Origin of the sequence: Streptomyces mirabilis (assembly GCF_039503195.1) — a bacterium.
Classification (GTDB): Bacteria; Actinomycetota; Actinomycetes; order Streptomycetales; family Streptomycetaceae; genus Streptomyces; species Streptomyces mirabilis_D.
The window spans coordinates 6,817,254-6,841,181 of sequence record NZ_JBCJKP010000001.1; the positions used below are offsets into that span (position 1 = coordinate 6,817,254).

A 23,928-nucleotide genomic window follows, 5' to 3' on the forward strand; every position below is an offset into this window, starting at 1 on the left:
ACCGCGTCAGTTGTTCCAGCTCTCGTCGTACGGGTCGTGCGGGGTCGGGACCGGTTTGGCCACGGTGACGTCGAGGAACGGGATGCGGCCGTCGTTGACGGGGTCCTTGGTCTGCTCGGCGGTGTAGGTACCGGTGACCTGGAGCCAGGTGTCGGGCTGAAGGACGGGCGGGATGTTGCCGGTCAGGCCGATCTTGACCGGTTGGGCGTCGGCGGCACAGCAGTTGAGGGCCATCCGGACCAGGTACGGGGTGCCGTCCTTGGCGAGGGCGACGAAGCCGGTGACTTGGACCCGACGGTGGGCCAGGGTGCGGCCGTGGTCGTAGGCGGCGCGGCCCGCGTAGTCGACGACGCCGAGCGGGAGCGGGTCGGTGGCCGGCAGGGACGGGTAGGCGAGGGGCGCCTGCAGGGCCGTACCGGCGTGCATGGCGCTGTAGGAGCCCAGCGAGGGCGGGGAGACCAGGATCAGGGCGAGGAGGGGGAGGACGAGGAGCCAGGCGACCCGGGGTTCGCGGTGGACGTGTCCGTGTCCGTCACCGTCGCCGGCTTCACCCCGGCCCCGTCGCTCGTACCAGACCGTCGCCACCGCCGCCATGATCAGCACGACCCCGGCGGCCAGCAGCAACGGCCGCAACCCGGCCTTGACGTAGCGCAGGTAGAGGTCGGTGAGTCCGGCGTGCAGGACCGCCGCGCCGACGAGGAACAGGACCGCCGCCTGTGCCTGCCGGTTCACAGCAGCACCGTCCCGACCAGGACCGAGCCGAGGACGGCGAGGGCGAAGGTGGCGGGCGCGAACCGCAGGGCGAACCCGCGGCCGAACGTGCCCGCCTGCATGGCGAAGAGCTTCAGGTCGATCATCGGTCCCACCACGAGGAAGGCCAGCCGCGCGGTCAGCGAGAACTGGGTCAGCGAGGAGACGACGAACGCGTCGGCCTCGGAGCAGATGGACAGCAGCACGGCGAGGACCGCGAGGGCGAGGATCGCCACCACGGGGTTGGCGGCCGCGGCGTGCAGCCAGGTCGCCGGGACGACGGCCTTCAGCGTGGCCGCCGCCATCGCCCCGATGACGAGGAACCCGCCGGCGTGCATCACGTCGTGCCGTACGGAATCCCAGAACGCGGCGCCCTTGCCGAGCCCCTCGTGCGAGGGCCGGGCCGGCGGCCGCATCCAGTCCGCCCGCCCCAGCCGCTGCCACAGCCACCCCATCACGCAGGCCACGAGCAGGCTCGCCACGAACCGGGCGAGGACCATCTCGGGGTTGCGGGGGAACGCGACGGCGGTGGCCGTCAGCACGATCGGGTTGATCGCGGGCGCCGACAGCAGGAACGCCAGCGCCGCCGCGGGCGTGACCCCCCGTCGTACCAGCGCCCCCGCCACCGGTACCGACGCGCACTCGCAGCCGGGCAGTACCGCCCCCGCCATCCCGGCGACCGGCACGGCCAGCGCGGGCCGCTTCGGCAGCGCCCGGGCGAAGAACGTCGGCGGCACGAACACCGCGATGACCGCCGACAGCAGCACACCGAGGACGAGGAAGGGCAGCGCCTGGCAGACCACCGCGACGAACACGGTCATCCAGCTCTGCATCACCGGCGCCGACAGCGCCCGGCGGATCGGCCCCTGCGCCACCACCAGGACGAGCAGCAGCATGACCAGGACGAGCGGCGAGTTGAACTGCCAGCCGTGGGCCGCGGCCGCCTGCTTCCTCGGACCGTCCGGTGCGTCCGTCTGTTCCCGTGGACCGTCCGGTGCGTCCGCGTCGCGGTGGTCGGCCCCGGGCGGGGCCGCTTTGGTGATGCTCACGGGCGAGGTACCTCCGGCAGGGCACGGGCTGGAATCTCGTGGGTGGGTTCCCCTCCCCATAAATACGCCCGTATAGGTACGCCCGTTCAGGCGGGGGCGTTCATTCCCGCAAGGCGGCCCCGACTCCCGGCTCAGAACCCGAGTACCGCCTTCATCACCGCTTTCGCGATCGGCGCCGCGTCCCCGCCCCCGCTGATGTCCCCGCGGTCGGCCGCCGCGTCCTCGACGACGACCGCGACCGCCACCGCGGGCTCCATCGCGCCGTCCGCCTGGGCCCAGGAGATGAACCAGGCGTACGGCATCCCCAGGTTGTCGATGCCGTGCTGGGCGGTCCCGGTCTTGCCGCCGACCGTCGCTCCTGGAATCGCGGCGTTGGTGCCGGTGCCCTCCGTCACCACGTCCGTCATCAGCTCCCGCATCCGCATGGCGGTCGCCGGGTTCATCGCCTGGTGGAGCGTGCGGGGACCGGTCGTCGACACCGTGCTGTCGTTCCGGGTGGTCGTCTTCTCCACCAGATAGGGCGTTTTGACGGACCCGCCGCCCGCGACGGCAGCCGAGATCATCGCCATCTGGAGGGGAGTGGCCCGGGTGTTGAACTGACCGATGGAGGAGAGCGCGAGCTGCGCCTTGTCGAGCGTCGTGTCGAAGTTGCTGGGGGCGACGGAGAAGGGGATCCGCAGGTGGTCGTTGAAACCGAAGTCCGTCGCCGTGCGGGTCATGTCGCTCAGCCCCACGTCCACGCCCAGCTTGGCGAAGACCGTGTTGCAGGACCACTCGAAGGCGTACCGCAGCGAGGCGTCCTCGCAGCCCTCGCTCTCGTTCGTCAGCCGGGTCGTGGTGCCGGGCAGCCGGTACGGGTCCGGGGAGGTGGTCGACGTGTCGAGGTCCGTCACCACCCCCGCGTCGAGGGCCGCCGCGGCCGTCACCACCTTGAACGTCGACCCGGGCGGATAGGTCTGCCGGATCGCCCGGTTGAGCATCGGCTTGTCCGCCGCCCCGTTCAGCCGCTCCCAGGCGTGCGTGACCGCCTTGCCCGTCCCGGACAGTTCCCCCGGGTCGTACGACGGGGTGGAGACCAGCGCGAGGATCCTGCCGGTGGACGGCTCGATGGCCGCCACCGCCCCGCGCCGCGAACCGAGACCCCGGTACGCGGCGCGCTGTGCGGCGGGGGCGATCGTCGTGATCACCTTGCCGGCGGGGTTCTGGGCGCGGGTGGCGTCGTTCCACAGGGGGAAACGCGAGAGCAGCGGGTCGCTGCCGGAGAGGATGCCGTCCTCGGTGTTCTCCAGGAACGTCGACCCGTACACCTGCGAGGCGAAGCCGGTCACGGGCGCGTACAACGGTCCGTCCGTGTAGGTCCGTTCGTAGCGGAGCTGCTGGCCGCTGTCCCTGGAGCCGGTGACCGGCCGGCCCCCGACGAGGATGTCACCGCGCGGCTGGCCGTAACGGGCGATCGTCTGGCGGCGGTTGGCCGGGTTGTCGTCGTACGCCCCGGCCTGGAAGACCTGGACGCGGGTGGCGTTGACGAGGAGCGCCAGCAGCAGCACGGCGCAGAGCGCGGCGGCCCGGCGGATGTACTTGGTCATGGCGCCGCCGTCCCGTCGTACTGGCTGCGTGCCGAGTCACTGACGCGGATCAGCAGCGCCACGATGATCCAGTTGGTGACGACCGAGGAGCCGCCCTGGGCGAGGAACGGCATCGCCATCCCGGTCAGCGGGATCAGACCGGTCACGCCGCCCGCGATCACGAAGACCTGGAGCGCCACGATCGAGGCGAGGCCGATGGCGAGGAGCCGTCCGAAGGGGTCGCGCAGGGCGAGGCCGGCGCGATAGCCGCGTTCCACGAGGAGGCCGTAGAGGAGGAAGATCGCACAGAGCCCGAAGAGGCCCAGTTCCTCGCCCGCGGTGGCCAGGATGAAGTCCGACTTGGCGGCGAATCCGATGAGGATGGAGTGGCCGAGCCCGAGGCCGGTGCCCAGCATCCCGCCCGCGGCGAACGCGAACAGGGACTGGGCGAGCTGGTTCGGCCCCTGGCCCGCCTCGATCGTCGCGAAGGGGTGCAGCCAGTCCTGCACCCGGCTGTGGACGTGCGGTTCCAGCCAGCCGACGGCGACCGCGCCCACACAGGCGAGCAGCAGGCCCACCGCGATCCAGCCGGTGCGGCCGGTGGCGACGTACAGCATGATCACGAAGAGTCCGAAGAACAGCAACGAGGTGCCGAGGTCCCGCTCCAGGACCAGGACCAGCACGCTCAGCAGCCAGATCGCGACGATCGGGCCGAGGACCCGGCCGGTGGGGAGCTGGAGCCGCTTGAACCGCCAGACGGGGCGCCCCGCGTAGGCGAGCGCGTTGCGGTTGGCCGCGAGGTAGCCGGCGAAGAAGACCGCGAGCAGCACCTTCGCGAACTCGCCCGGCTGGATGGAGAACCCGGCGATCCGGATCCAGATCCGGGCGCCGTTCACGGCGGGGAAGAGGATGGGCAGGACCAGCAGGCCCAGCGCCGTGACGACCGAGACGTAGGTGTAACGCTGCAGGACGCGGTGGTCGCGCAGGAAGAGGACGGCCGCGATGAAGAGCGCGACGCCGAGCGTCGACCAGATGAGCTGGATGGGGGCGGCCCGGTCGCCCGGGGTCTCCAGGTCCAGGCGGTAGATCAGTACCAGGCCCAGGCCGTTGAGCAGGACGGCGATGGGCAGCAGCAGCGGATCGGCGTACGGCGCCCGCAGCCGCACCGCGACATGCGCGAGGAGTGCGAGCACGCCGAGCCCGGCGCCGTAGACCGCGGCGCCGGGCGGGAGCGTGCTGTGCCGGGCGTATCCGACCGCGCAGTAGCCGAACACGGACAGCAGTACGGCCATGACGATCAGGGTGAACTCGATGCCACGGCGCCGGGGCAGGCGGACGGCGGAGGTGGGCGGGTCCGCTGCCACGGTGGTTCCCCGTGTACCGGAAATTCCGGGCATTCCGGGCTGAATCATGTCCGGAACGTAGCAAGCACCGAACCTGATGTCCCGTTAGGTGGTGACAAACGGGCGGATCCGGCGGGCGCGACCCGGCGTCAGCACCAGCGCGGGGACGGGCCGATGTTGGCGATGTGCTGCGCCGGGCCCCAGGACCAGGTGCCGTCGGTGATCAGGTACCAGATCGGGTTGCCGCCGACGCGCTCCCCCCTGGTCTTGCAGTAGATGCGGACCCGCTCGTCGTGCGGCGCGATACGGATGATCCGGCTGCGACGGTCGGGCCGGTTGTGCAGCGCGAGGCCGTCGCGGGAGATGATCCGGCCCTCGAAGCGGTGGTGGTCGTCGGGCCGTCCGTCGTGGAACGGGTCTTCGGAGCGGACGTCGCCCAGACCGTCTTCGTCGAAGTAGGGGTCGTCGCCGTAGTCCCAGTCGCCGTTGTCCCAGTCGGGGCTGTCCCAGTCGCGGGCGAAGGACCCGGTGTCGTCGATGAGGCCGGGCCCGACGCCCGTGGTCGCGGTGGGCTTGCCGGCGGCGAAGGCGGGTCCGGCGCCCGCGGCCGCGATGAGCGTGCCGGCGGCGAGCACCATCCCGGTGCGGGCAAGGGTGTGGCGCAGGGACATGGGGGCTCCTCCGGAAAGGTGGTAAATCTGACTAATCGCCACATTAGGAGTGAGCTCGGGCACGCGCAGGCCGCACTGAGCCATCGGGGACGCGAGGACGCTCAGCGTGCCCCGGTCGGCCCTTCCTCACCGGTCGGTCCGGGCGCGCCCCGTTCGTTCTGAGGAAGCGTCAGTGTCGCGATCGCACCGCCCTCGGGAGCGTTGGCGAAGACCAACCGCGCGCCCAGCACCTCCGCCTGGCCGAGCGCGATCGTCAACCCCAGCCCGTGGCCCTTCGAGCCGCCCTCCGTACGGAACCGCTGCGGCCCGTGCTCCAGCAGGTACTCCGGATAGCCGCCGCCGTGGTCCCGCACCGTCACCACCGGGCCGTCGACGGTCAGTACCACCGGGCCCGCGCCGTGCTTGTGCGCGTTGGCCACCAGATTGCCGAGCACCCGCTCCAGACGGCGCCGGTCGGTCTCCACCCGGACGTCCTCCACGACCCGCACCTCGGTCTCGGTGCCCGACGCCCGCACCACCCGCTCGGCCAGCGGGACCAGCGGCTCCGAGTCCAGCTCCAGCAACTCCCGCCCGGCGTCCAGCCGGGAGATCTCCAGCAGGTCCTCGGTGAGCGTCCGCAGCGTGGCCACCCGGTCGCGGACCAGCTCCGTCGGCCGGCCCGGCGGCAGCAGCTCCGCCGCCGCGTGCAGCCCGGTCAGCGGGGTGCGCAGTTCGTGCGCCACGTCCGCGGTGAAGCGCTGCTCGCTCGTCAGCTTGCTCTGCAGCGAGGACGCCATCGTGTCGAGGGCCCCGGCGACCGCCGCCACCTCGTCCTGGGGGCCGGCCGGGTACCGCGTACGGGGGTCCACGGCCGTACGGGGGTCGTTGACGCGCGCGTCCAGGTCGCCCGCGCTGATCCGCCGGGCCACCTGTGCCGTCGCGTGCAGCCGACGGGTCACCCGCGTCACCGCGAACACTCCCACCAGCAGCGTCGCGCCGATCGCCAGCGCGGAGGACCACACGATCGACCGGTCCAGGGCGTCGATGGCGTGCGCGCCCTGCGAGTAGTCGAACTGCACGGCGAGCGCCCGCCCGCCGCTCGCGGGTCCGGCCGCCCACATGGTGGGGTGCGGGTCGTTGTCCCCGACCATCGTGCCGCGGCGCCCGTCCGTCGCCAGCTCGCGCAGCGGCGCCGGCAGACCCGGGAGATCCAGCCCCGCGCCCGGCGGCAGCCGGTCGCCCGCTTCATAGTCCGCCGTCACCTCCGCCAGCCGGTCGAGCGCCCGGCCGCGGGCCTCGCCGACGGTCTGGTCGGTCACCGAGACATGCACGAGGACGCCGAGCAGGGCGGCGAGACCGCAGCACATCACCGTGATGAAGGCGGCGGCCTTCCAGGTGAGGGTGGCGGCCCAGGGGGGAGACGGCGGGGCGGCCGGAAGCGGCGCGCGTGCAGCCTCATGGGGTGCTCGCGGCGGTCGACGGCGCGGGGGAGGCGGAGGGGGAGACGAAGTGCGAGGCGGACGGAGAGGCCGCGGGAGAGGCTGAGGGCGAGACCGGTGGGGCGGGGGGTGCCGAGGGGACGGGTCCGATGGTGCCGCGCCTGGTGGGGCGGGGCGTGCCCACCCGGAGGATCTCGTCCCGGGTCGCCAGCATCGCGTGCTGGTGCGGGTCCCAGGTCCACACCGTGCGGTACTCGTAGCCCGGCAGGGTCGAGGGCGAGCGGATGATCACGTCACGGCCCGCGACCTCGACGCTGATCGTGCTGTCCGCGGTGCCCATGATCTGGACCAGCTTGTGGTGCTCGAAGGTGTACACACGCACCGCCAGCTGGTTCTGCGGAAAGCGGATGCCGAGCACCAGGTCGTCCTTCCGGTCACCCGTGAGATCTCGGTAGTACGCCTGGAGGATCGGGCACTTCCCGCCGAGCGTGTCCTTGCCGGTGCAGTACTTGAGCTGCTGGGCCGTCTCACGGTACGGGGCGTGGACGGAGCTGTACTCGTCCGGGTGGCGGCCGACCTCGGCTCGGAACACGGCGATCGGATCCACCTTGTGGATGTCGTCGCCCGGCGCCGTGACGCCCGTCACCGACTCGGTGTCCGCCTCGCCGTAGTCGAGGGCGGCCGTCGACGCGGGCGGCAGCTCGGGCCAGAGCCGGGCCGGGCCGACGGCGGTGGGCGTCGCTCCCGCGCCCCGCAGGGCACCGGAGTCGCCACAGCCCGCCACGGCCGCCGCCAGCAGGGCGGCGAGGGCTGCGAGCACGAGACGGCTGGGCCGGGTGGGGGTCACTGCGCTCCTGCGTCCGGGCCGGCCTCGACCCGGGGCCAGGGGGACGGCTCGGTGCGCGAGGTCGGCGTGAAATCGACGGAACCAACGCCCTACACCATATTCGTAGGGAAGTCCTTTTTGTTCGCGGGTGGGGTCGGTGGGGCTGGTGAGGGCGGGACGGCCGGGGGCGTGAAGCCGTGAGGGCACGACGGCGTGAGGCCGTGGGGTGCCGGACGTGCGGGCGGCGGAGGCCGGAGATCCGGGGCGGGGGCCCAGGGGTCGGGGGGCTATTCCGCCAGTTCCTCCAGGAGGCGGGCCGTGGGCAGACCGGCGCGCAGGTACTCCACGAACAGTTCGTTGTGCAGGGCCCAGGGCGAGCGGCGGCTGCGGATCAGGCGGATCGCCTCGTCGGAGGTGTGTCCCGCGAGGACCAGCGCGTGCGCGACCACGAGCCCCGAGCGGTTGTAGCCGTGGTAGCAGCGCACCAGGACCCGGCGCCCGTCTTCCAGCGCGTCGTCCGCGGCCCGCGCGAGCCGGATCACCCCCGCGAGCTGTGTCCCGTCCAGGGGACCGTCCGGAATCGGCCACACATGGTGCTCGACGCCCGGGTCGGGGCCGTGCCCCGGCAGCCGCAGCAGCGTCAGGACCAGGTCGAACTCATTCCTCACGACCGCGAATTCCGGCTCGCCGGCACGCCCCGCGAACGCGTGTCCGCCCATCCACAGGCCAGGCACGATCTCGCTCCACGGGCTGTCCGGAGCGGGCACATCGGGTTGCTTTCTGCGAGTCCGCAACAGCGCCTCCCACAACTCCCCCAACTGCTCACAAAGGTAACCGGGTTCTTGCCCCTGGAGCACCCCGCCTGGTCCCATGGTCATGGGGTGATGGTGCATGAACGGACTGCGCGTCATACCGACCTGGCGCCACGGGCAGGAGCGCCTGTACGTGTGCCTGACCGACGGGAGGAACGTCGCCTGGTACGACCGTGACGCAGCGCGCGTCAATCTGCTCAGCGAGGAGCGGCGGGAGGACGTGCTCGACGCGCTCGGCCCGTTCCTGACCGGCCCGGTGACGGTGGGGCCCCCACCGGTCCCGACCCCCGCGGAACTGGCCCGACTGACCCTCCACCCGGACGACGACCTCGCGCCGAACCGGCCCGGCGAGGCGCTGGTGATCGACCTCGACCGCGATCCGGGACCGGCGCGCCGCCTGCGGCCCGACCCGCGGCGCCGCGCGCTCGCCGCCGAGCAGGCGGTCGGAGAGGCACTGGACCATCTGGAGGGCGCGGGCTGGCACACCGTCCACTCCATCCCGCTCCCTGGCGGCGACCGCGTCCACCACTTGCTGATCGGCCCCGGCGGCATCTTCGTCCTGCGCTCCCTGTACGCCCGCAAGCAGCGGGTTCTCGTCGCCGACCCCATGGTGACCGTCGGCCGCCGGGAGCCGTATCCGCTTCTGCGCCGGGTCCGAGCCGACGCCGACCGGGCCTCGTACGCGCTGACCGCCGAGGTCCACGCCGTCCTGGCCGTGGCCGGCCCCGCCGACCTCGATGTCCTCGCCCCCCTCCGCGAGGTCCGCGTCCTGCAGGACACCGACGTGTCCTCGCTGGCCCGCCTCGGGGGTGTCCTGAAGCCGGCGGACGTCGAAGCCCTGCACGCGATGGCCCGCGACCGCCACACATGGCTACGAACGTGACCCTGTGGCCCTGGATCGCTGCGGGCCGGTATCTGTTCGGCTGCGGGTGGGTGGGGGTTGGTCGCGCCGTTCCCCGCGCCCCTGGGGCCGGGGCTGCGCCCCGGATCCCGCGTCCGCTGGAGGTTCTTTGGCCGCGGGTCGGTGGGGGCTGGTCGCGCAGTTCCTCACGCCGCTGAGACCCTCGGCTCGGTCGGCGTTCGAGGGCGAGGTCCCACCGGACCGACCCGGACCCGCACCCTCCAGCCCGTCCGGCGTGTGGGGCCGTGGCCGCGGCCCGCCCATCCCGGCCCGCGCCTTTCAGCCCGGCTGGCGTGTGAGGACGAGGCCGTTCAGGCCGCTGCGGGGGTCCAGGGGGCGCAGCGCCCCTGGCGGGGTGGAAGGGGCGGAGCCCCTGGGGATGGTCCCTCGTGCTCGAGCGAAGCCGAGAGCTTGGGGGGAGGGTAGGGGCGGCGGGGGACGGGTCGGGTCAGCGGGACGGGGTGAGGAGGGGGGCGAGGAGGTCGCCGTGTCGGAGCAGACGCGGAGCGATGTCGTCGGCGTGGAACACGAGCCGGGACGGGTCCCCGCAGGACGCGACCTCGTCCCAGGTGACGGGGGCGGACACGGTGGGCGCGGACCGCGCACGCAGCGTGTACGGCGTGGCCGTCGTCTTCCGCGCGGCGTTCTGACTGTGGTCGACGAACACCTTCCCGGGCCGCAGACTCTTGGTCATCCGGTGCGTGACGAGCGCCGGCAACGCCCGCTCCGCGTCCACGGCCAGCTCCTTCGCATACGCGCTCACGTCCGAGGACGGCATCCGCCCCACCGCCGCCAGCAGATGCAGCCCCTTCGACCCGGACGTCTTCGCGTACGCCTCGATCCCGTCCCCAGCCAGCCGCTCCCGCAGCCACAACGCGACCTCGCAGCACTCGACGACCGTCGCCGGCGCCCCCGGGTCGAGGTCGAACACGAGCCGGTCGGCCAGCCCGGGCGCGTCCACCTGCCACTGCGGCGTGTGGAACTCGGTGACGAGGTTCGCCGCCCACATCAGCGAGGGGAGGTCCTGGACCAGCACCATCCGGGCGGGGCCCTCCGTCCGGGGGACCTCGGCGGTCCGGACCCAGTCGGGGGTGCCGGGCGGCACGTTCTTGGTGAAGAAGACCTGTCCGTCCGGCCCGTCGGGGTAGCGGAGGAAGGAGACCGGCCGGTCGTGGAGGTGCGCCAGCAGGGGTTCCGCGACCGTCGCGTAGTAGTGCAGGACCTCACCCTTGGTGAAGCCGGTCGCGGGGTACAGCACCTTGTCCAGATTGGTGAGCGCCAGCCGCCGTCCCTCCACTTCCGTGATCGGCGTCATACGACGAGAGTCGCATGAAATCGCCATCAAGGCGCCCAGATCGCCCCGCCGCTCCCTTGCGGATGTGAGGTCGCGCACACCCGTCTAGCCTGGCTTTCAGCCGCACCCCGCGAGCCCGTGTCAGCAAGAACCCGTGTCAGCAAGAACCCGTGTCAGCAAGAAGCCGCGTCGGCAAGAACCCGCGTCAGCAAGAACCACCAGGAAGGTGCCGCACGTGCGATCCATCTGGAACGGCGCCATCTCCTTCGGTCTGGTCAGCATCCCGATCAAGGTCGTGAACGCGACGGAGAGCCACTCGATCTCCTTCCGCCAGGTCCACCTGGACGACGGCGGTCGCATCCGGTACCGCAAGTTCTGCGAACTGGAGGACCGCGAGGTCACCACCGGTGAGATCGGCAAGGCGTACGAGGACGCGGACGGCACGCTGATCCCGATCACGGACGAGGAACTGTCCGCGCTGCCGATCCCCACCGCGAGGACGATCGAGATCGTGGCGTTCGTGCCGGCCGAGCGGATCGACCCGCTCCAGATGGACACGGCGTACTACCTGGCCGCGAACGGCGTCCCCGCCACCAAGCCGTACGTCCTGCTGCGCGAGGCGCTCAAGCGCAGCCAGAAGGTCGCCGTCGCGAAGTTCGCACTGCGCGGGCGGGAGCGGCTCGGCATGCTGCGCGTGGTGGACGACGTGATCGCCATGCACGGGCTGCTGTGGCCGGACGAGATCCGGTCCACGGAGGAGGTCGCCCCGGACGCGAGCGTGACCGTACGGGACAAGGAACTCGACCTGGCCGACGCCCTCATGGACACCCTCGGCGAGGTCGAGCTCACCGAACTGCACGACGACTACCGCGAGGCCGTCGAGGAACTCATCGCAGCCAAGGCCTCCGGCGAACTCCCGGCCGCGCCTCCCGCCGGGGAGCGGGCCGGCGGCAAGGTGCTCGACCTGATGGCCGCCCTGGAGAAGAGTGTGCGCGCGGCCAAGGCGTCCCGGGGCGAGGAGACGGGCGAGGAGAAGGGCGAGGAAGCCGGGGCGCGGACCGGCGAATCCGCCGAGATCACCCCGCTGCCCTCCCGCAGGTCGGCCCGTACGGCACCCAAGGAGGTCGGCGGGAAGAAGTCCACGTCGACCGCGAGGAAGACGGCGGCGAAGAAGACGGTCGCGAAGTCCACGGCGAAGTCGACGGGTCAGGCGGCCGGCAAGGCGACGGCGACCAGGTCCACCGCGAAGAAGACGGCGGCCAAGAAGACGACCGCCAAGAAGGCGACGGGGAAGAAGACGGCCGCGAAGAAGGCCACCCCGCGGGGACGCGCTTCGGCCTGACCCCCCCGGGGCCCCCGCGGGCCCCGGAGCCCCGTCACCTCGTACGACTCACCTCGTACGACTCACCTCGTACGACTCACGCCGTACGCCGCAGGGCCAGCACCGCATTGTGGCCGCCGAACCCGAACGAGTTGCTCAGGGCGAGGTCGCCGAGCGCGGGCAGCCGGCGGGGGCGCTTGGTCACCACGTCCAGGTCGATCGCGTCGTCCTGGTCGTCGCAGCCGATGGTGGGCGGGATGAGGCCGTGGTGGAGGGTGAGCACCGTGGCGACGGCCTCCACACCGCCCGCGGCTCCCTGGAGATGTCCGAGGTGGCCCTTCAGCGCGGTCACGGGCACGCTCCCGCCGAGCACGGCGCGCAGCGCGCTCGCCTCGGCGAGGTCGCCGTCGACGGTGGCGGTGGCATGGGCGTTGACGTGGACGACGTCCACGACATGGGCACCGGCGTCGTGGACGGCCCGGCGCAGTGCCAGCGCCACGCCGCTGCCGGACGGGTCGGGCGCGGCCATGTGGTGGGCGTCGGCGGACAGTCCCCAGCCCGCGGCCTCGCAGTAGATGCGCGCGCCGCGTGCCCGGGCGTGCTCCTCGGCCTCCAGGAGCAGGAAGCCCGCGCCCTCGCCGTTCACGAAGCCGTCGCGGTCGCTGGCGAACGGCCGGGAGGGGCTGGTGGATCCGAGTTCGTGGGTGGAGAGCGCGCGCATGGCGGCGAACGAGGCCATGATCGCGGGGGTGACGACGGCTTCGGCGCCCCCGGCGAGGGCGACGTCCACCCGGCCGTACCGGATGCGGTCGATGGCCTGTCCGATGGCCTCGGTGCCGGAGGCGCACGCACTGGTCACGGTGCGGGCCTCGCCGGTGATGTGCAGCGCGAGCGACACCTGGGAGGCGGCCTGGGAGGGCACGGTCATCGGAGTGGTGAGCGGGGAGACCGCGCGCGGACCCTTGTCCCGCAGCTTGCGGTCGGCGCCGACGAGCACGGAGGCGTCACCGAGGATGGCCCCGACCGAGACGCCGACCCGCTCGGGCGCCAGCCCGCTCTCCGTCGTACCGGCCGGGTCCAGCCCGGCGTCCTGCCAGGCCTCACGGGCGGCGAGCACCGCGAACTGGGCGGACCGGTTCATCCGCCGCGCCTGCGGCCGGGGCAGCAGTCCGACGGGGTCCACGGGCACGCTGCCCGCGACCCGCACGGGCAGTTCGGCGAACTCCTCGCCCTCCAACTCGCTTATCCCGCACCGGCCCTCGACCAGGCCCCGCCACAGCTCCTCGACCCCGACACCGAGCGGCGTCACGGCACCGAGCCCGGTGACGACGACCCGGCGGGGTGCGTACGCCTCGGCGGCCCGTCGCGGGCGTGGGTAATGCCGTACGATATATCCCTTTTGGGCGACTTGTTCGGCCAGGTTCCGCAGTTCCTCGTCGGGGACGGGATTCTCGGCCCGGCGGTCCAGGTCCCGGTGCCAGTGGCCCCATCTGCGGGTGTACGACTCCTCGACCGCCCGGGGGTCCACGGCGCGCAGTGAGGTGATGCGGTCGCCGTCCCGGAATTCCACCGGGCCGAGGTCGGTGGAGGTGATCTCGGGAATTGCCCCGACATCCATTCGGCGGCAGGCCGTGGTCACTTGGTGACCGCGTTCGAATACCTTGTCGTGATCAATTCCGCCGAGTGGTGGCCGCAATGTCAGGCGAATGGTGTGGGGGGTCTCGGGCAGGGTGTGCATCACCACGTACCAGGTGTTCTCCGCCACATCCTGTTCGGACAGGGCGACCAGATCACCGGGGATCACTTCGGCGACGGTGACGGCGTGGGGCTGTACGGGAACGTCGGACGAACGGTGCATGGGGAGCGATTGCTTTCTGTGGGGATTTCCGTCCCCAACTTTCGGTGACAAAATAGGAATTGCCTAGATGTCCCCATCACATAGTGGGCAACGTCACCGAAAACAGCGATCAGTATGTCGCTCCCGTACCTCCAACACCTCCCTTGGTCGGACAACCGAATCCCGTGGCCGCCGAGTTCGTCGAAGTGCCGCCCCGCTGTGGGCGGCCCGGGCCGCGGGGCCCGGCACGTACCGGACCCCGCCCACCCGTGAAGACAGGGCCCTAGCTCTTACGGTCCTGGAGCTGAGGGCGTTGGCTCTTGTCGCGCTCGCCGTTCTGGAGGTCGTCCGGCCGGCCCCACCGTGTCGGTGGCGTGGGGCAGGGCGCCCAGGATTCGGCGGCGATCTCTTCGGAGTTGAGCACGTCGTCGCCGTAGAGATCCCGCAGCCAACTGGCCTGGTAGATGGTGTCGAGGTAGCGCTCGCCGAGGTCCGGACCGATGGCCACGGCGGTGAGTTCGCGTGCGTCGTGCCGGCTCAACCAGTCGGTCGCGCCGCTGACCACCGTGCCGGTGGAGCCGCCGAACACGAACCCGCTCCTGGCCAGCCGGTGGCAGGTACGGACGGTGTCCCTCTCCTCGACTCGTATCACTTCGTCCACGTAGGACTCGTCGAGCAGCGGCGGGCGCATGCTCATCCCGAGGCCCGGAATCATGCGGCGGCCGGGCGGACCTCCGAAGGACACCGAGCCCACGCTGTCCACCGCGACGACCCGCACCGGCCGGTGCCACTCCCGGAAGTAGCGCGCGCAGCCCATCAGGGTGCCGGTGGTGCCGGCGCCGACGAACAACACGTCCAGTTGCGGGAACTGACGGGCGATCTCCGGCGCCGTCCTGCGGTAGTGCGCCTTCCAGTTGCTCGGGTTGGTGTACTGACTGAGCCACACATACCGGTCGTCGGAGGCGCACAGCGCACGCACGTACTCGATCCGCGCGCCGAGATAGCCGCCGTTGCTCTCCTGCTGACCGGCGATCATGTGCACCTGGCTGCCCAGGGCCTCCATCATCATCCTGGTCGACAGGTTGCCGCGGGAGTCCGTCACGCACAGGAACCGATAACCCTTGCTCGCCGCGATCATGCTCAGCGCCACGCCGAGGTTCCCGGACGAGGACTCGACCAGGATCGAATCCGGCTTCAGAACTCCGTCCCGCTCGGCGGCCTCCACCATCTCGAGGGCGGCCTTCATCTTGATGGAACCGGCGAAGTTGAAGCCCTCGCACTTCAGGAAGAGCGAGTGCCCGATGATCGCCCGGAGGTCGACATAGAGATCCTCTTCGTTGAAGGCCTGGGGAACGGAAATGACGGGCACGACGGTCTCCTCAATCTGGAGCAGAGCACTTTCGGAATGTCCGTCCGACCGTGGGCGGGCTTCTTCGCTGTTTCGGGCGGGAGGCCGTGTCCATCCGGGTCGGACAGGGCCCTGCGTCAGGGGCCGCTGTTTTCTGCGGCCCGGGGTCGAGGCCGGCTCATCCGTACCGGCTCAGTTCGTGGAAGAAGTCGTCGACGACGTGCAGTTCGCCGCAGCGGGCCACTTCGTCGTAGACGTACTTGCCGACCGCGAGGTCGAGCACCCCGAGGCCGAAGGGCGAGAACACCACCGGCCGGTCCGCCGGCACGGTCACCCGCCCGGCCATCACGTCGTCCAACGTGCCGTGCACGAAGTCCCGGTTGCCCGTGAGCTGCTCGGCCAGATGCGGCGAGGTGTCGGCCTTCAGGCAGTGCTCGATGTCGTCGACGATGTTGGTCGAGGCGAGCAGGATCTCCGGTGTGAGGTCGCGCAGCGACACATGTAGTACCACAGGATTGTGTTCGAACCAGGACAAATCGCCGACGTGCGGCTGCCCGGCGACAGTGGCGAAGACCACCAGGTCGCTGTTGCGGATCAACTGCTCGGCGCTGTCGTGCACGGTGATCCGGCCGGTGGCGCCCGACTGCTCCAGGTAGCACCGGAAACCCGCCGCGCTGTCGGTGGACAGGTCGTGCACACCGATCTCGTCGAACGACCAGCCGGTGCCGACCAGGAAGGTGTGGATGTACCGGGCGATCAGGCCCACCCCGAAGAAGCCGACCCGCGTCGGTCGCGGCCGGTCACGGCTGAGCCGGTCGGCGGCCGCCGCGGCCGACGCGGCCGTCCTGGTGGCGCTGATGATCGAGCTCTCCAGACAGGCGAACGGGTAGCCGGTGTCATGGTCGTTGAGGATCAGTACGGCCGAGGCCCTCGGGATACCGGCCGCCACGTTCTCCGGGAAGCTGGAGATCCATTTCAGGCCGTCCACCCGTACCTCCCCGCCGATCGAGGCGGGCAGCGCGATGATCCGGGAGGACGGACGGTCGGGGAACCGCAGGAAGTACGACGGCGGGTTCACCGAGTCACCGGCGCCGTGCACCCGGTAGGTGGCCTCGACCAACTCCACGATCTGCTTCTCGCGTCCGCGCAGCGCGCGCTGGACCTGGGCGCCGGGGATCACCGCGAAGGGCGGCACGGTGATGGGCGCGGCCGGAGTGGACTTCGGCGCGGATTCCGGTGCGGATGGTGACGTGGTGGAACGGGTGGTGGTCATGACGCGGTCACCTCGACGGTGGGGGAGCAGTCGGTCAGACGCACCGGGTCGGCCAGGGCCACGAGCACTTCGCGTGGTCCCTCGAAGGGCTCCCTGCTGTGCGCGGTGCGGATGTTGTCGACGAGCATCAGGTCGCCGGCCTGCCACGGCTCACGTGCGGTGTGGGCCTCGTAGACGCTGTTGAGCAGCTCCACGACGTCCTCGCCGATCGGGTCGCCGTTGCCGAAGCGGGTGTTGAACGGCAGCCCGTCGGCCCCGTAGACGTCCATCAGGTACTCACGCACCTCGGGGGCCATCGTCCACTCGTTGAGGAACGCGATCTGGTTGAACCAGCAGCGGCGGCCGGTGACCGGGTGGCGCACCACGGCACTGCGGCGCTGTCGGGTGCGCAGCCCACCGTCGGGCTGCCACTCGAACGCGATCTCGTTGGCGCGGCAGTAGCTCTCGACGGCAGCACGGTCCTCGGTGCCGAACGCCTCGGCCACGGACGCCCCGATCTCGTCGTTGTAGCTGCGGGTGAGCAGCCAGCCCTCGCGCTCGAACCGCTCGGTCAACTCGGCGGGCAGCGCGTCGAGCACGGTCGGCGCGTCGGCCACCGCGGTCGCCCCGCCGTCGGTGGGCGCGCTCAGACAGGCGAACATCATCAGGCTGGGGAACTCGAGCGTGTAGCTCAGTTCGTGGTGCATGCACATCGGCTGGTTCGGCGGCCACTTCGTCGAGGAGTACACACCGTCGGAGTAGGTCCGTCGGGGTGCGAAGACCTCTTTCTCGGTCATCAGACCGGTGGCGAGCTTCGAGAAGACGGCACCGGTCTCGGCCGCGTCACGCAGCCCGAGACCGCGGATCAGGACGCAGCCGTGCTCGGCGACGACGGCGCGCAGCGCGTCCCGGTGCGCGGCTGCCCAGCCCGCCGCGCCACCGGTGACCTCGGCCCGCAGGAGCGGAGGTCTGCCGGGCTGCAGTTCCACGTCGACCATCGACGCCGTGGAAGTGGACGACATCTCGATTTCCTTTCCGTAGCCACTCAGTCGGTTGTCACTCGGGTCAGTCACTCGTCGGTTGTCATCCGTCAGTTGTCATGGGTCGGTTGTCACTGGTCAGTTGTCACTCAGGAAGGAGCGAACAGTTCGGCGGCGCGCAGAACGGCCTGTGCCGCTTCGACCGGACGGGTGCGCGGGAAGTAGTGGCCGCCGTCGGCGAGCTCGTGCAGATCGACCTGTTCGGCCAGTAGCTGCCAGTCGCGGTAGCGCTGCGGGTGGTCCGCGGTGCTCGGGTCGTCGGCGGCGACGACCACGGTGACCGGAGCGGACAGCTTCGGCGTCGGCGGATCGTCCAGGAGGTCGGCGAAACAGCGGTGTGCGGACACACAGTCGTGCCGATAGGCGGCACCCACGTGCTCGGCGTGCCCCGTGTCCAGCTCGCCGAGTTCGGTGTAGCCGCTGGCCGCGCTCAGCCGCGCGGCGATCTCGGCGTCGCTCAGTGCCGTCAGCTCGTCGATGGCGGCGCGCCGCCGGGCGGCGTCGCCGAGCAGTTGCGCGCCGAGGAACACCCGCTGGACGTCCACCCCGCGCTCCTGGAGCCGTCTGGCCGTCTCCACGGCCGGCGCGGCGCCCGAGGAGTGGCCCCACAGCAGGATCCTGGTCAGGCCACGCCGGACGATCTCGTCGACGACCTGTTCGACCACCTGTGTCATCGGTGCGAACGGTTCGCGGTCGGCGGCCACGTCGTGACCGGGCAGCTCGACGGCGTAGACGGCGGGCCCGCCGGGCGGCAGCGCCCTGGCCAGCGGCTGGAAGTTCACCGCGTTGCCACCGGCGTACGGGAAGCACACCAGGGCCCCGCCCCGCGCGTCGTCCGATTCCGACAGCGGGTGCAGCAGCCCGGGGCGCCGCTCGGACCTGCCGTCGACCAGCGCGGCCAGGTCGGCGAGGACCGGGTGTGCGGTGACGTCCTTGAGGGACACCGCGCGGTCCAGGGTGATGGCGAGCTTCACCGCCGAGAGGGAGGTGCCGCCGCGGTCGAAGAAGTGGTCGCGGCGTCCGATCCGGTCCTGCGGGACGCCGAGGACCTTCGCCCAGGCGGCCGCCAGCCGGTGTTCGGTCGGCGTGTTCGGCGCGTGGTAGTCGTCCTGGACGACGTCGAGCTCTCCGGCGAGCGCCTGCAGGGTCTTCCTGTCGATCTTGCTGTTGGCGGTCAGCGGCAGGCTTTCACGCCAGTGGAAGGCCGACGGGACCATGTACTCGGGCAGCGACTCGGCGAGCCGGGCCGGCAGGACGTCGTCGTCGAGGGCTTGCGGGCCCGAGTAGAACGCCACCAGGTGCTTGCTCTGGTCGGCCCGCTCGGCGACGACCACCGCGCCGTCGCGCACCCCCGGCACCCGCAACAGGGTGTTCTCGATCTCGCCGATCTCGATCCGGAAGCCGCGGATCTTGACCTGGGTGTCCCGGCGGCCGAGGAACTCCAGCTTGCCCCCGGGCTGCCAGCGGCCGTAGTCGCCGCCCCGGTAGAGCCGGGCGCCCTCACGGTGCGGATCGTTCAGATAGGCCTGCCGGGTGCGCTCGGGGTCGTTGATGTAGCCGCGGCCGACGCAGACGCCGGAGAACACGATCAGACCGGGGGCGCCGAGCGGCACCGGGGTGAGGTGTTCGTCGACGACGTAGACGCGTACGTTGTTGACGGCGCGGCCGAGCAGGATGCGGTCCGGCGCCCGGTCCATGACCTCGTGGTTGGTGTCGTCCGAGGTCTCGGTCAGCCCGTAGGCGTTGACCAGCCTGATCCCGGGCTGGACGGCGAACCAGCGCTCCGTGAGCTCCTTCTTCAACGCCTCGCCGGTGACCGACACGCATCGCAGGTCCGGCAGCTCGCGGGGGTGCTGCCGCAGACAGGACACGACGACGTCCAGGTACGAGGGCACGACCTGGAGGACGGCGACCCGGCCTTCGACGATCTTGTCGACGAACCGCTGTACGTCGAGGATCACCTCCTGCTCCACCAGCAGGGTCTGCCCGCCGACCAGGAGCCCGGACACCAGTTGCCACAGGGAGATGTCGAAGCACTGGGGCGCGGTCTGCGCGACCACCTGTCCCTCGCCGAGTTCCAGGTCGTCGATCTTGGCGTAGAGGTGGTTGAGCATCCCCGCGTGCTCGCACATCGCGCCCTTCGGCTCACCCGTGGAGCCGGAGGTGAAGTAGATGTAGGCGAGTTGGTCCGGTGCGACGGGCACGCCCGGATCGTCGTCGGCGTGGTCCTCCGCGTAGGCCGCGTCGATGAGGACCTTCCCGATCCCGGGCAGGGACTCCAGGGCCTGGTCGAGGGTGGTGGTGCTGCCGTGCTCGGTCAGCACGAGGGCGCACCCGGCGCGCGTGAGGGTGGTGGCGATGCGGCCGGCCGGGAAGTGCGGCTCGATGGGCAGGTACACGCCCCCGGCCTTGAAGACCGCCAGCACGGCGGCCGGCCAGTCCAGGTTGCGTTCGGTCACCACCGCGACCACGCCCTCCCGGCGCAGCCCGCGCGCCAGCAGCGCGCGTGCCAGCCGGTTGGCCCGGGCGTTGAGCTCGCGGTAGGTCCACCGCCGTTCACCGTGTACGGCCGCGACGGCGTCCGGGTGTTCCCGCACCCGCTGTTCGAACAGCTCGTGCATCCGGCGGTCGGGCAGCTCCCGGCGGGGTCCGGCGAGCCCTTCGAGCTGGAAGTGGAGTTCCTCGGCGGAGAGCAGGCCCTGCCGTCCGTGCTCGGCGTCCGGACCGACGGCGATCAGGGCGAGCGCGGTGACGTGGTAACCGGCGATCCGGGCGGCGCAGTCCGCGTCGAGTACGTCGGTCCGGTAGCGCAGCCGCAGCACGAGCCGGTCGTCCCGCCACGAGAACCCGATCCGCACCACGGTGTCCTCGGCCAGGTCACCGCCCACACCGCCCGGATCGAAGACAGCCTCGAACGGCGGTTCGGTCAGGCCGAGTTCGCGCCTGAGGTCGTCGACCGGGAAGTCCTGGTGCGCCAACAGCTCCGACGCGGCCTGATGGGCGTTCAGCAGCAGCGTCCGCCACGTCGGGGGCTCGGTCGTCAGCCGGCAGGGCAACGGCCGGCCGCCGTCGGCGGGGACGTAGCCGGACACGACCTCGCGCTCACCGGACAGCGCGGTGAGCACCTTGGCGTGCGCGGCCAGCAGCACCGAGTCGAGCGGTACCGCCAGGTCCTGCGCCAGCCCGCGCAGCGGTCCCGCGACGTCCTCCGGGACCGTCGTCTCGTGGTCGGCGACGCCCGCCACCGGCCGCGGCGTCCACCGCGGCACCGCGGTGAACCCACCGGCCACGAGCTGACCGCGCCAGAACTCCCGATCGGCCTCCACTTGCACTCTCATCGCATCTTCCCGTTTGACTGGGCCTGCAGGCCGGAGCGGTCACGCTGTGCCTCGTACGTCAGCGCGGCGGGCTGATAGGGGGCCTCGCGCATTTCGGCCGCCGGATTTCCGCCCCACCGGGCGCGCTCCGGGACTTCCTCGCCCTTCATGAGGAAGGAGTCGGGGGCGAGTTCCGCGCCGTCGCCCATCGTCACGCCGTAGTGGACATGGGCGCCGACACCGAGCGTGGAGCCGGCGCCGATCGTGCTGCGGTCGGACTTGAAGGTGCCGTCCTCCTGCGAATGGCACTGGATCTTGCTTCCCGCATTGAGCGTGCAGTCGCTCCCGATGGTGGTGAGCATCCGCTCCGTCAGGTGGCAGCCGTCGTCGAAGACCCTGCTGCCGATCCGAACGCCCAGCATCCGCCAGATCAGACTCTTGAAAGGGGTCCCGTTGAAGATGTTGAGGTAGTTCTCGGGCACCTTCCAGAGGCGCTCGTGCCACCAGAAGTACGGCTCGTAGATGGAACACAACTGCGGTTGCAGCCCGCGGAATGCGGCGATGCAGCGCTCCACCAGCACGAAGTAGAGAGGCGTGAAAGCAAGGCTGAACATCAGGAACGCGGCGATCAGCACATGACCGTAGGAGTCGTACAGATCGACATCGGCGAGAGCGACCACCGTGAGGACGAAGAAGTAGATCCACCGCACCGTCAGGAACAGGACCATCGAGCGGAGGTTGTATCGATTCTTCGCGGCGAGACTGCGACGGAACTCCTCGCCGCTGCGGAGATGATCGAACCGTGAGTCGCGCTCGACCGACCGGGGAATCTCGAAACACGGCGAGCCCAACAGGCCCACCCCCTCGCGCACCTCGCCTTCGAGCGGAATCATCACCTTCGTCGCGAGGAGGCAGTTCTCGCCCGTCCTGGCCCCCGACGGATAGGCGATGTTGTTCCCGATGAAGTTGCGTGGTCCGATCGAGGCCCTGGACACCCGGAAAGAGGAGCTCGAATAGTCCGCGTTGACGATGGAGAGCCCGTCGGCGACCATCGTGCCGCTGCCGACCGAGCACAGATACGGGGACTCGTGCTGCACTTCCGTGCCGAAGTTCGACCCGGTCTGTTCGATCCGGGACAAGTCGTATCCGAGGCCGCGCAGATAGTAGACGATGTAGGAGCTGTCACCGAGCAGCCATTTGAAGAACTTGATGTTGGTCATGCGCCCGATCGCGCGGAACGTCGAGTAGTGGAAGCCGTACAGCGGATAGACCTTGTCCGGCTTGATGACCAGGTTCAGCAGGCGCGGAACGGTGAACAGCACGGCCACGCCGAAGACGACGAAGCCGAAGAACAGCACGAAGGACAGCATCAGCGCGTCGCCGTAGAGACCCGGTGAGGTGAACCCCACCGAGCCCGGGCCCAGTCGGTCGTGCAGCGCCGGAATCAGATCGATCAGCATGTACGCGCCCCCGACCATCAGCGGCACGTAGAGGAAGAACACCTGAAGCAGGGTGACGAAACCGAAGCCGACCCGACGCAGGGTGCCGCACGCGACCGACTCGACCCTCACGTAGTCGTGCTCGGTGGGCTGTGCCGGGGATCCGTGCCACTGCTGGCCGTCCGGGACCGTCTGGCCGCTGTACAGCGTGGACGTGTGGCCGAGCTGCGCCCCGTCGCCCATCGCCGTGTCGATGTCGAGCACGGTCTTCTCACCGATGAACACGTCCCGGCCCAGAGTGACCCGGCCGGTCTGGATACGCCCTGCGTGCGCCCGGTAGCAGTGGAAGAACGAGTCCTTGCGGATCACCGTTCCGGCGCCGATCGTGAGCAGGTCGGGGCAGGCCGGAGTCTGGCGGGAGAGGATCGTGACCCCCTTGCCGATCCGGGCGCCCAGGGCGCGCAGGTACAGCACGTACAGGGGATTGCCGACGAAGAAGATCATCGGGTTGGCGTGGATCAGCGCCTTGACCGTCCAGAAGCGCAGATACGTCAGTCCCCAGATCGGGAATTCGCGCGGTTTCCACCGGCCGACGAGAATCCATTTGGCCACGATCGGGAAGGTGCACAGAGCGACGAAAGCGATGGAGCCGAAGACGAGCGAACGCAGGTAGATTCCGATCGCGTTCGAGCCGGCGGAAACCCATGCGTATCCCCGGTCGGCGACAATTGCGGCGAGGAATGAATATCCCATGAAGAACAAGAACTGAAGTGCTCCGCAGAGGACGTATCGCGCTGTCCCGGCCCGCGTCACCACCGTGGCCGGTGCCGGAACCGACGACTCGGCCGGAAGCGGTTCGGCGTCCGCGAGGCCCGTCGCGAGGCTTCGGATCGTCGGGTGCCGGTAGATGTCCTTCATCGACGCCGAGGGGAGATCCGGCCGCTTCCTGATCCGTGCGCAAAACTGGGCCATCACCAATGAGTTGGCGCCGAGGTCGTTGAAGAAGTGACTCTCGACCGATACTCGTTCGACGTCGATGACGCCGGCCAACACCTCGGCGAGCTCCTTCTCGATGCCGCTCTTCGGTCCGGTGTACCCACGCTTCTCGAGTGCGGATTCACCCGGACCAGGCGTCAGGACTTCGACGGACTTCTCCTCCATACGAGCTCCTTGAGGAACTTTCGAACGCCGCCTGCCAATTCGGTCGACGCCCTGCACGCGCGCTTTTCGATGGCCGGAGCGAGTAATCCGGAAGCCATGAGGCGGGATCAATCTGTTGTCCGGTCACAAAACCGGCCCGGTCACAAGACCGTTGACTCAGTCTTAGCCGCCCATCCGTGGGGCTGCCACTCGAACCGGATCGTGTCGGTATGGCACTGGCCTTCGACGGCGTCAGGGGGTCCTCACTGCTGACGCCCGATGCCCGCGGCACAGAGCGGTCGCCGCCCGTTTTCACTCCTCGTCCACGATCCCGCCCGACGGGCCGGCGAGGAGTTGCGCACGGGATTCGCCTTACTGCGTACGAGTGGTGTGTACCTGTTCCGGAACGGCGGGCGGACACCGTCGACGGGATCGCGGACGCGACGCGGACGTGGAGGGCTCTGGGCAGGCGGAGATCTGTGGGGACGTGGAGGTCTGTGGGGACGTGGAGATCTGCGGAGGCGTGGAGGAGAGGCGCGGCGCGCGGCCCGGCCTCCGGCCTCTCACGGGCGCGAGGAGAGGGCGCGGGCGCGTCCACGAAGAGA

17 protein-coding genes are annotated in these 23,928 nt (G+C 70.6%); 2 read left to right on the forward strand and 15 right to left on the reverse strand.

What is annotated here, in order from left to right:
- Positions 1-6: 6 nt before the first annotated feature.
- From AAFF41_RS31525 to AAFF41_RS31560, 8 genes are all read right to left on the reverse strand, one after another.
- Positions 7-732, reverse strand: a complete 726-nt coding sequence (locus AAFF41_RS31525) for a TIGR03943 family putative permease subunit (RefSeq protein WP_319746316.1) — start codon at positions 730-732, stop codon at positions 7-9.
- Positions 729-1,799: a permease gene (locus AAFF41_RS31530; RefSeq protein ID WP_319746314.1), complete on the reverse strand. Its 1,071-nt coding sequence runs from the start codon at positions 1,797-1,799 to the stop codon at positions 729-731. The genes AAFF41_RS31525 and AAFF41_RS31530 overlap by 4 nt, the downstream gene beginning before the upstream one ends.
- A gap of 131 nt (positions 1,800-1,930) precedes the next feature.
- Positions 1,931-3,385, reverse strand: a complete 1,455-nt coding sequence (locus tag AAFF41_RS31535) for a penicillin-binding transpeptidase domain-containing protein (RefSeq protein ID WP_319746312.1) — start codon at positions 3,383-3,385, stop codon at positions 1,931-1,933.
- Entirely contained in the window at positions 3,382-4,776 is a 1,395-nt protein-coding gene (locus AAFF41_RS31540) for an FtsW/RodA/SpoVE family cell cycle protein (RefSeq protein ID WP_343324994.1), read from the reverse strand. The genes AAFF41_RS31535 and AAFF41_RS31540 overlap by 4 nt, the downstream gene beginning before the upstream one ends.
- Before the next feature lie 80 nt (positions 4,777-4,856).
- A complete protein-coding gene (locus AAFF41_RS31545) occupies positions 4,857-5,378 on the reverse strand; it encodes an SH3 domain-containing protein (protein WP_343324995.1) in 522 nt (173 codons plus the stop codon).
- Between the two features lie 101 nt (positions 5,379-5,479).
- Positions 5,480-6,724 (reverse strand): ATP-binding protein, encoded by a 1,245-nt coding sequence (locus AAFF41_RS31550; protein WP_425526178.1) that lies wholly within the window; start codon positions 6,722-6,724, stop codon positions 5,480-5,482.
- Positions 6,725-6,812: 88 nt separating this feature from the next.
- Positions 6,813-7,643 carry a hypothetical protein gene (locus tag AAFF41_RS31555; protein WP_319746305.1) on the reverse strand — a complete coding sequence of 277 codons (831 nt, stop codon included), beginning with the start codon at positions 7,641-7,643 and terminating at the stop codon, positions 6,813-6,815.
- Positions 7,644-7,909: 266 nt separating this feature from the next.
- Positions 7,910-8,416 (reverse strand): protein-tyrosine phosphatase family protein, encoded by a 507-nt coding sequence (locus AAFF41_RS31560; protein ID WP_079090273.1) that lies wholly within the window; start codon positions 8,414-8,416, stop codon positions 7,910-7,912.
- A gap of 97 nt (positions 8,417-8,513) precedes the next feature.
- Between AAFF41_RS31560 and AAFF41_RS31565 the strand changes: the two genes are divergently transcribed.
- Positions 8,514-9,317, forward strand: coding sequence for a nuclease-related domain-containing protein (locus AAFF41_RS31565; protein WP_343324996.1), 804 nt, complete (start codon positions 8,514-8,516; stop codon positions 9,315-9,317).
- 466 nt (positions 9,318-9,783) lie between these two features.
- On the opposite strand, the gene ligD is transcribed toward AAFF41_RS31565, so the two are convergent.
- On the reverse strand, positions 9,784-10,650 hold the full coding sequence (ligD, locus tag AAFF41_RS31570; protein ID WP_319746301.1) for a non-homologous end-joining DNA ligase: 867 nt from the start codon (positions 10,648-10,650) through the stop codon (positions 9,784-9,786).
- A 214-nt stretch (positions 10,651-10,864) separates the two neighbouring features.
- On the opposite strand from ligD, the gene ku reads away from it, so the two are divergent.
- Positions 10,865-11,971, forward strand: coding sequence for a non-homologous end joining protein Ku (ku, locus tag AAFF41_RS31575; protein WP_415925844.1), 1,107 nt, complete (start codon positions 10,865-10,867; stop codon positions 11,969-11,971).
- Between the two features lie 76 nt (positions 11,972-12,047).
- On the opposite strand, the gene AAFF41_RS31580 is transcribed toward ku, so the two are convergent.
- From AAFF41_RS31580 to AAFF41_RS31605, 6 genes are all read right to left on the reverse strand, one after another.
- A complete protein-coding gene (locus AAFF41_RS31580) occupies positions 12,048-13,808 on the reverse strand; it encodes a beta-ketoacyl-[acyl-carrier-protein] synthase family protein (protein ID WP_343324997.1) in 1,761 nt (586 codons plus the stop codon).
- A 262-nt stretch (positions 13,809-14,070) separates the two neighbouring features.
- Positions 14,071-15,156 carry a 2,3-diaminopropionate biosynthesis protein SbnA gene (gene sbnA, locus AAFF41_RS31585; protein ID WP_319746295.1) on the reverse strand — a complete coding sequence of 362 codons (1,086 nt, stop codon included), beginning with the start codon at positions 15,154-15,156 and terminating at the stop codon, positions 14,071-14,073.
- 157 nt (positions 15,157-15,313) lie between these two features.
- Complete coding sequence (gene sbnB, locus AAFF41_RS31590) at positions 15,314-16,408, reverse strand: 2,3-diaminopropionate biosynthesis protein SbnB (RefSeq protein WP_319746293.1); 1,095 nt, start codon at positions 16,406-16,408, stop codon at positions 15,314-15,316.
- Positions 16,405-17,409 (reverse strand): TauD/TfdA family dioxygenase, encoded by a 1,005-nt coding sequence (locus AAFF41_RS31595; protein WP_319746290.1) that lies wholly within the window; start codon positions 17,407-17,409, stop codon positions 16,405-16,407. The genes sbnB and AAFF41_RS31595 overlap by 4 nt, the downstream gene beginning before the upstream one ends.
- Before the next feature lie 107 nt (positions 17,410-17,516).
- Positions 17,517-20,765: a non-ribosomal peptide synthetase gene (locus AAFF41_RS31600; RefSeq protein ID WP_343324998.1), complete on the reverse strand. Its 3,249-nt coding sequence runs from the start codon at positions 20,763-20,765 to the stop codon at positions 17,517-17,519.
- Entirely contained in the window at positions 20,762-23,344 is a 2,583-nt protein-coding gene (locus AAFF41_RS31605) for a Pls/PosA family non-ribosomal peptide synthetase (protein WP_319746286.1), read from the reverse strand. The genes AAFF41_RS31600 and AAFF41_RS31605 overlap by 4 nt, the downstream gene beginning before the upstream one ends.
- Positions 23,345-23,928: the final 584 nt, after the last annotated feature.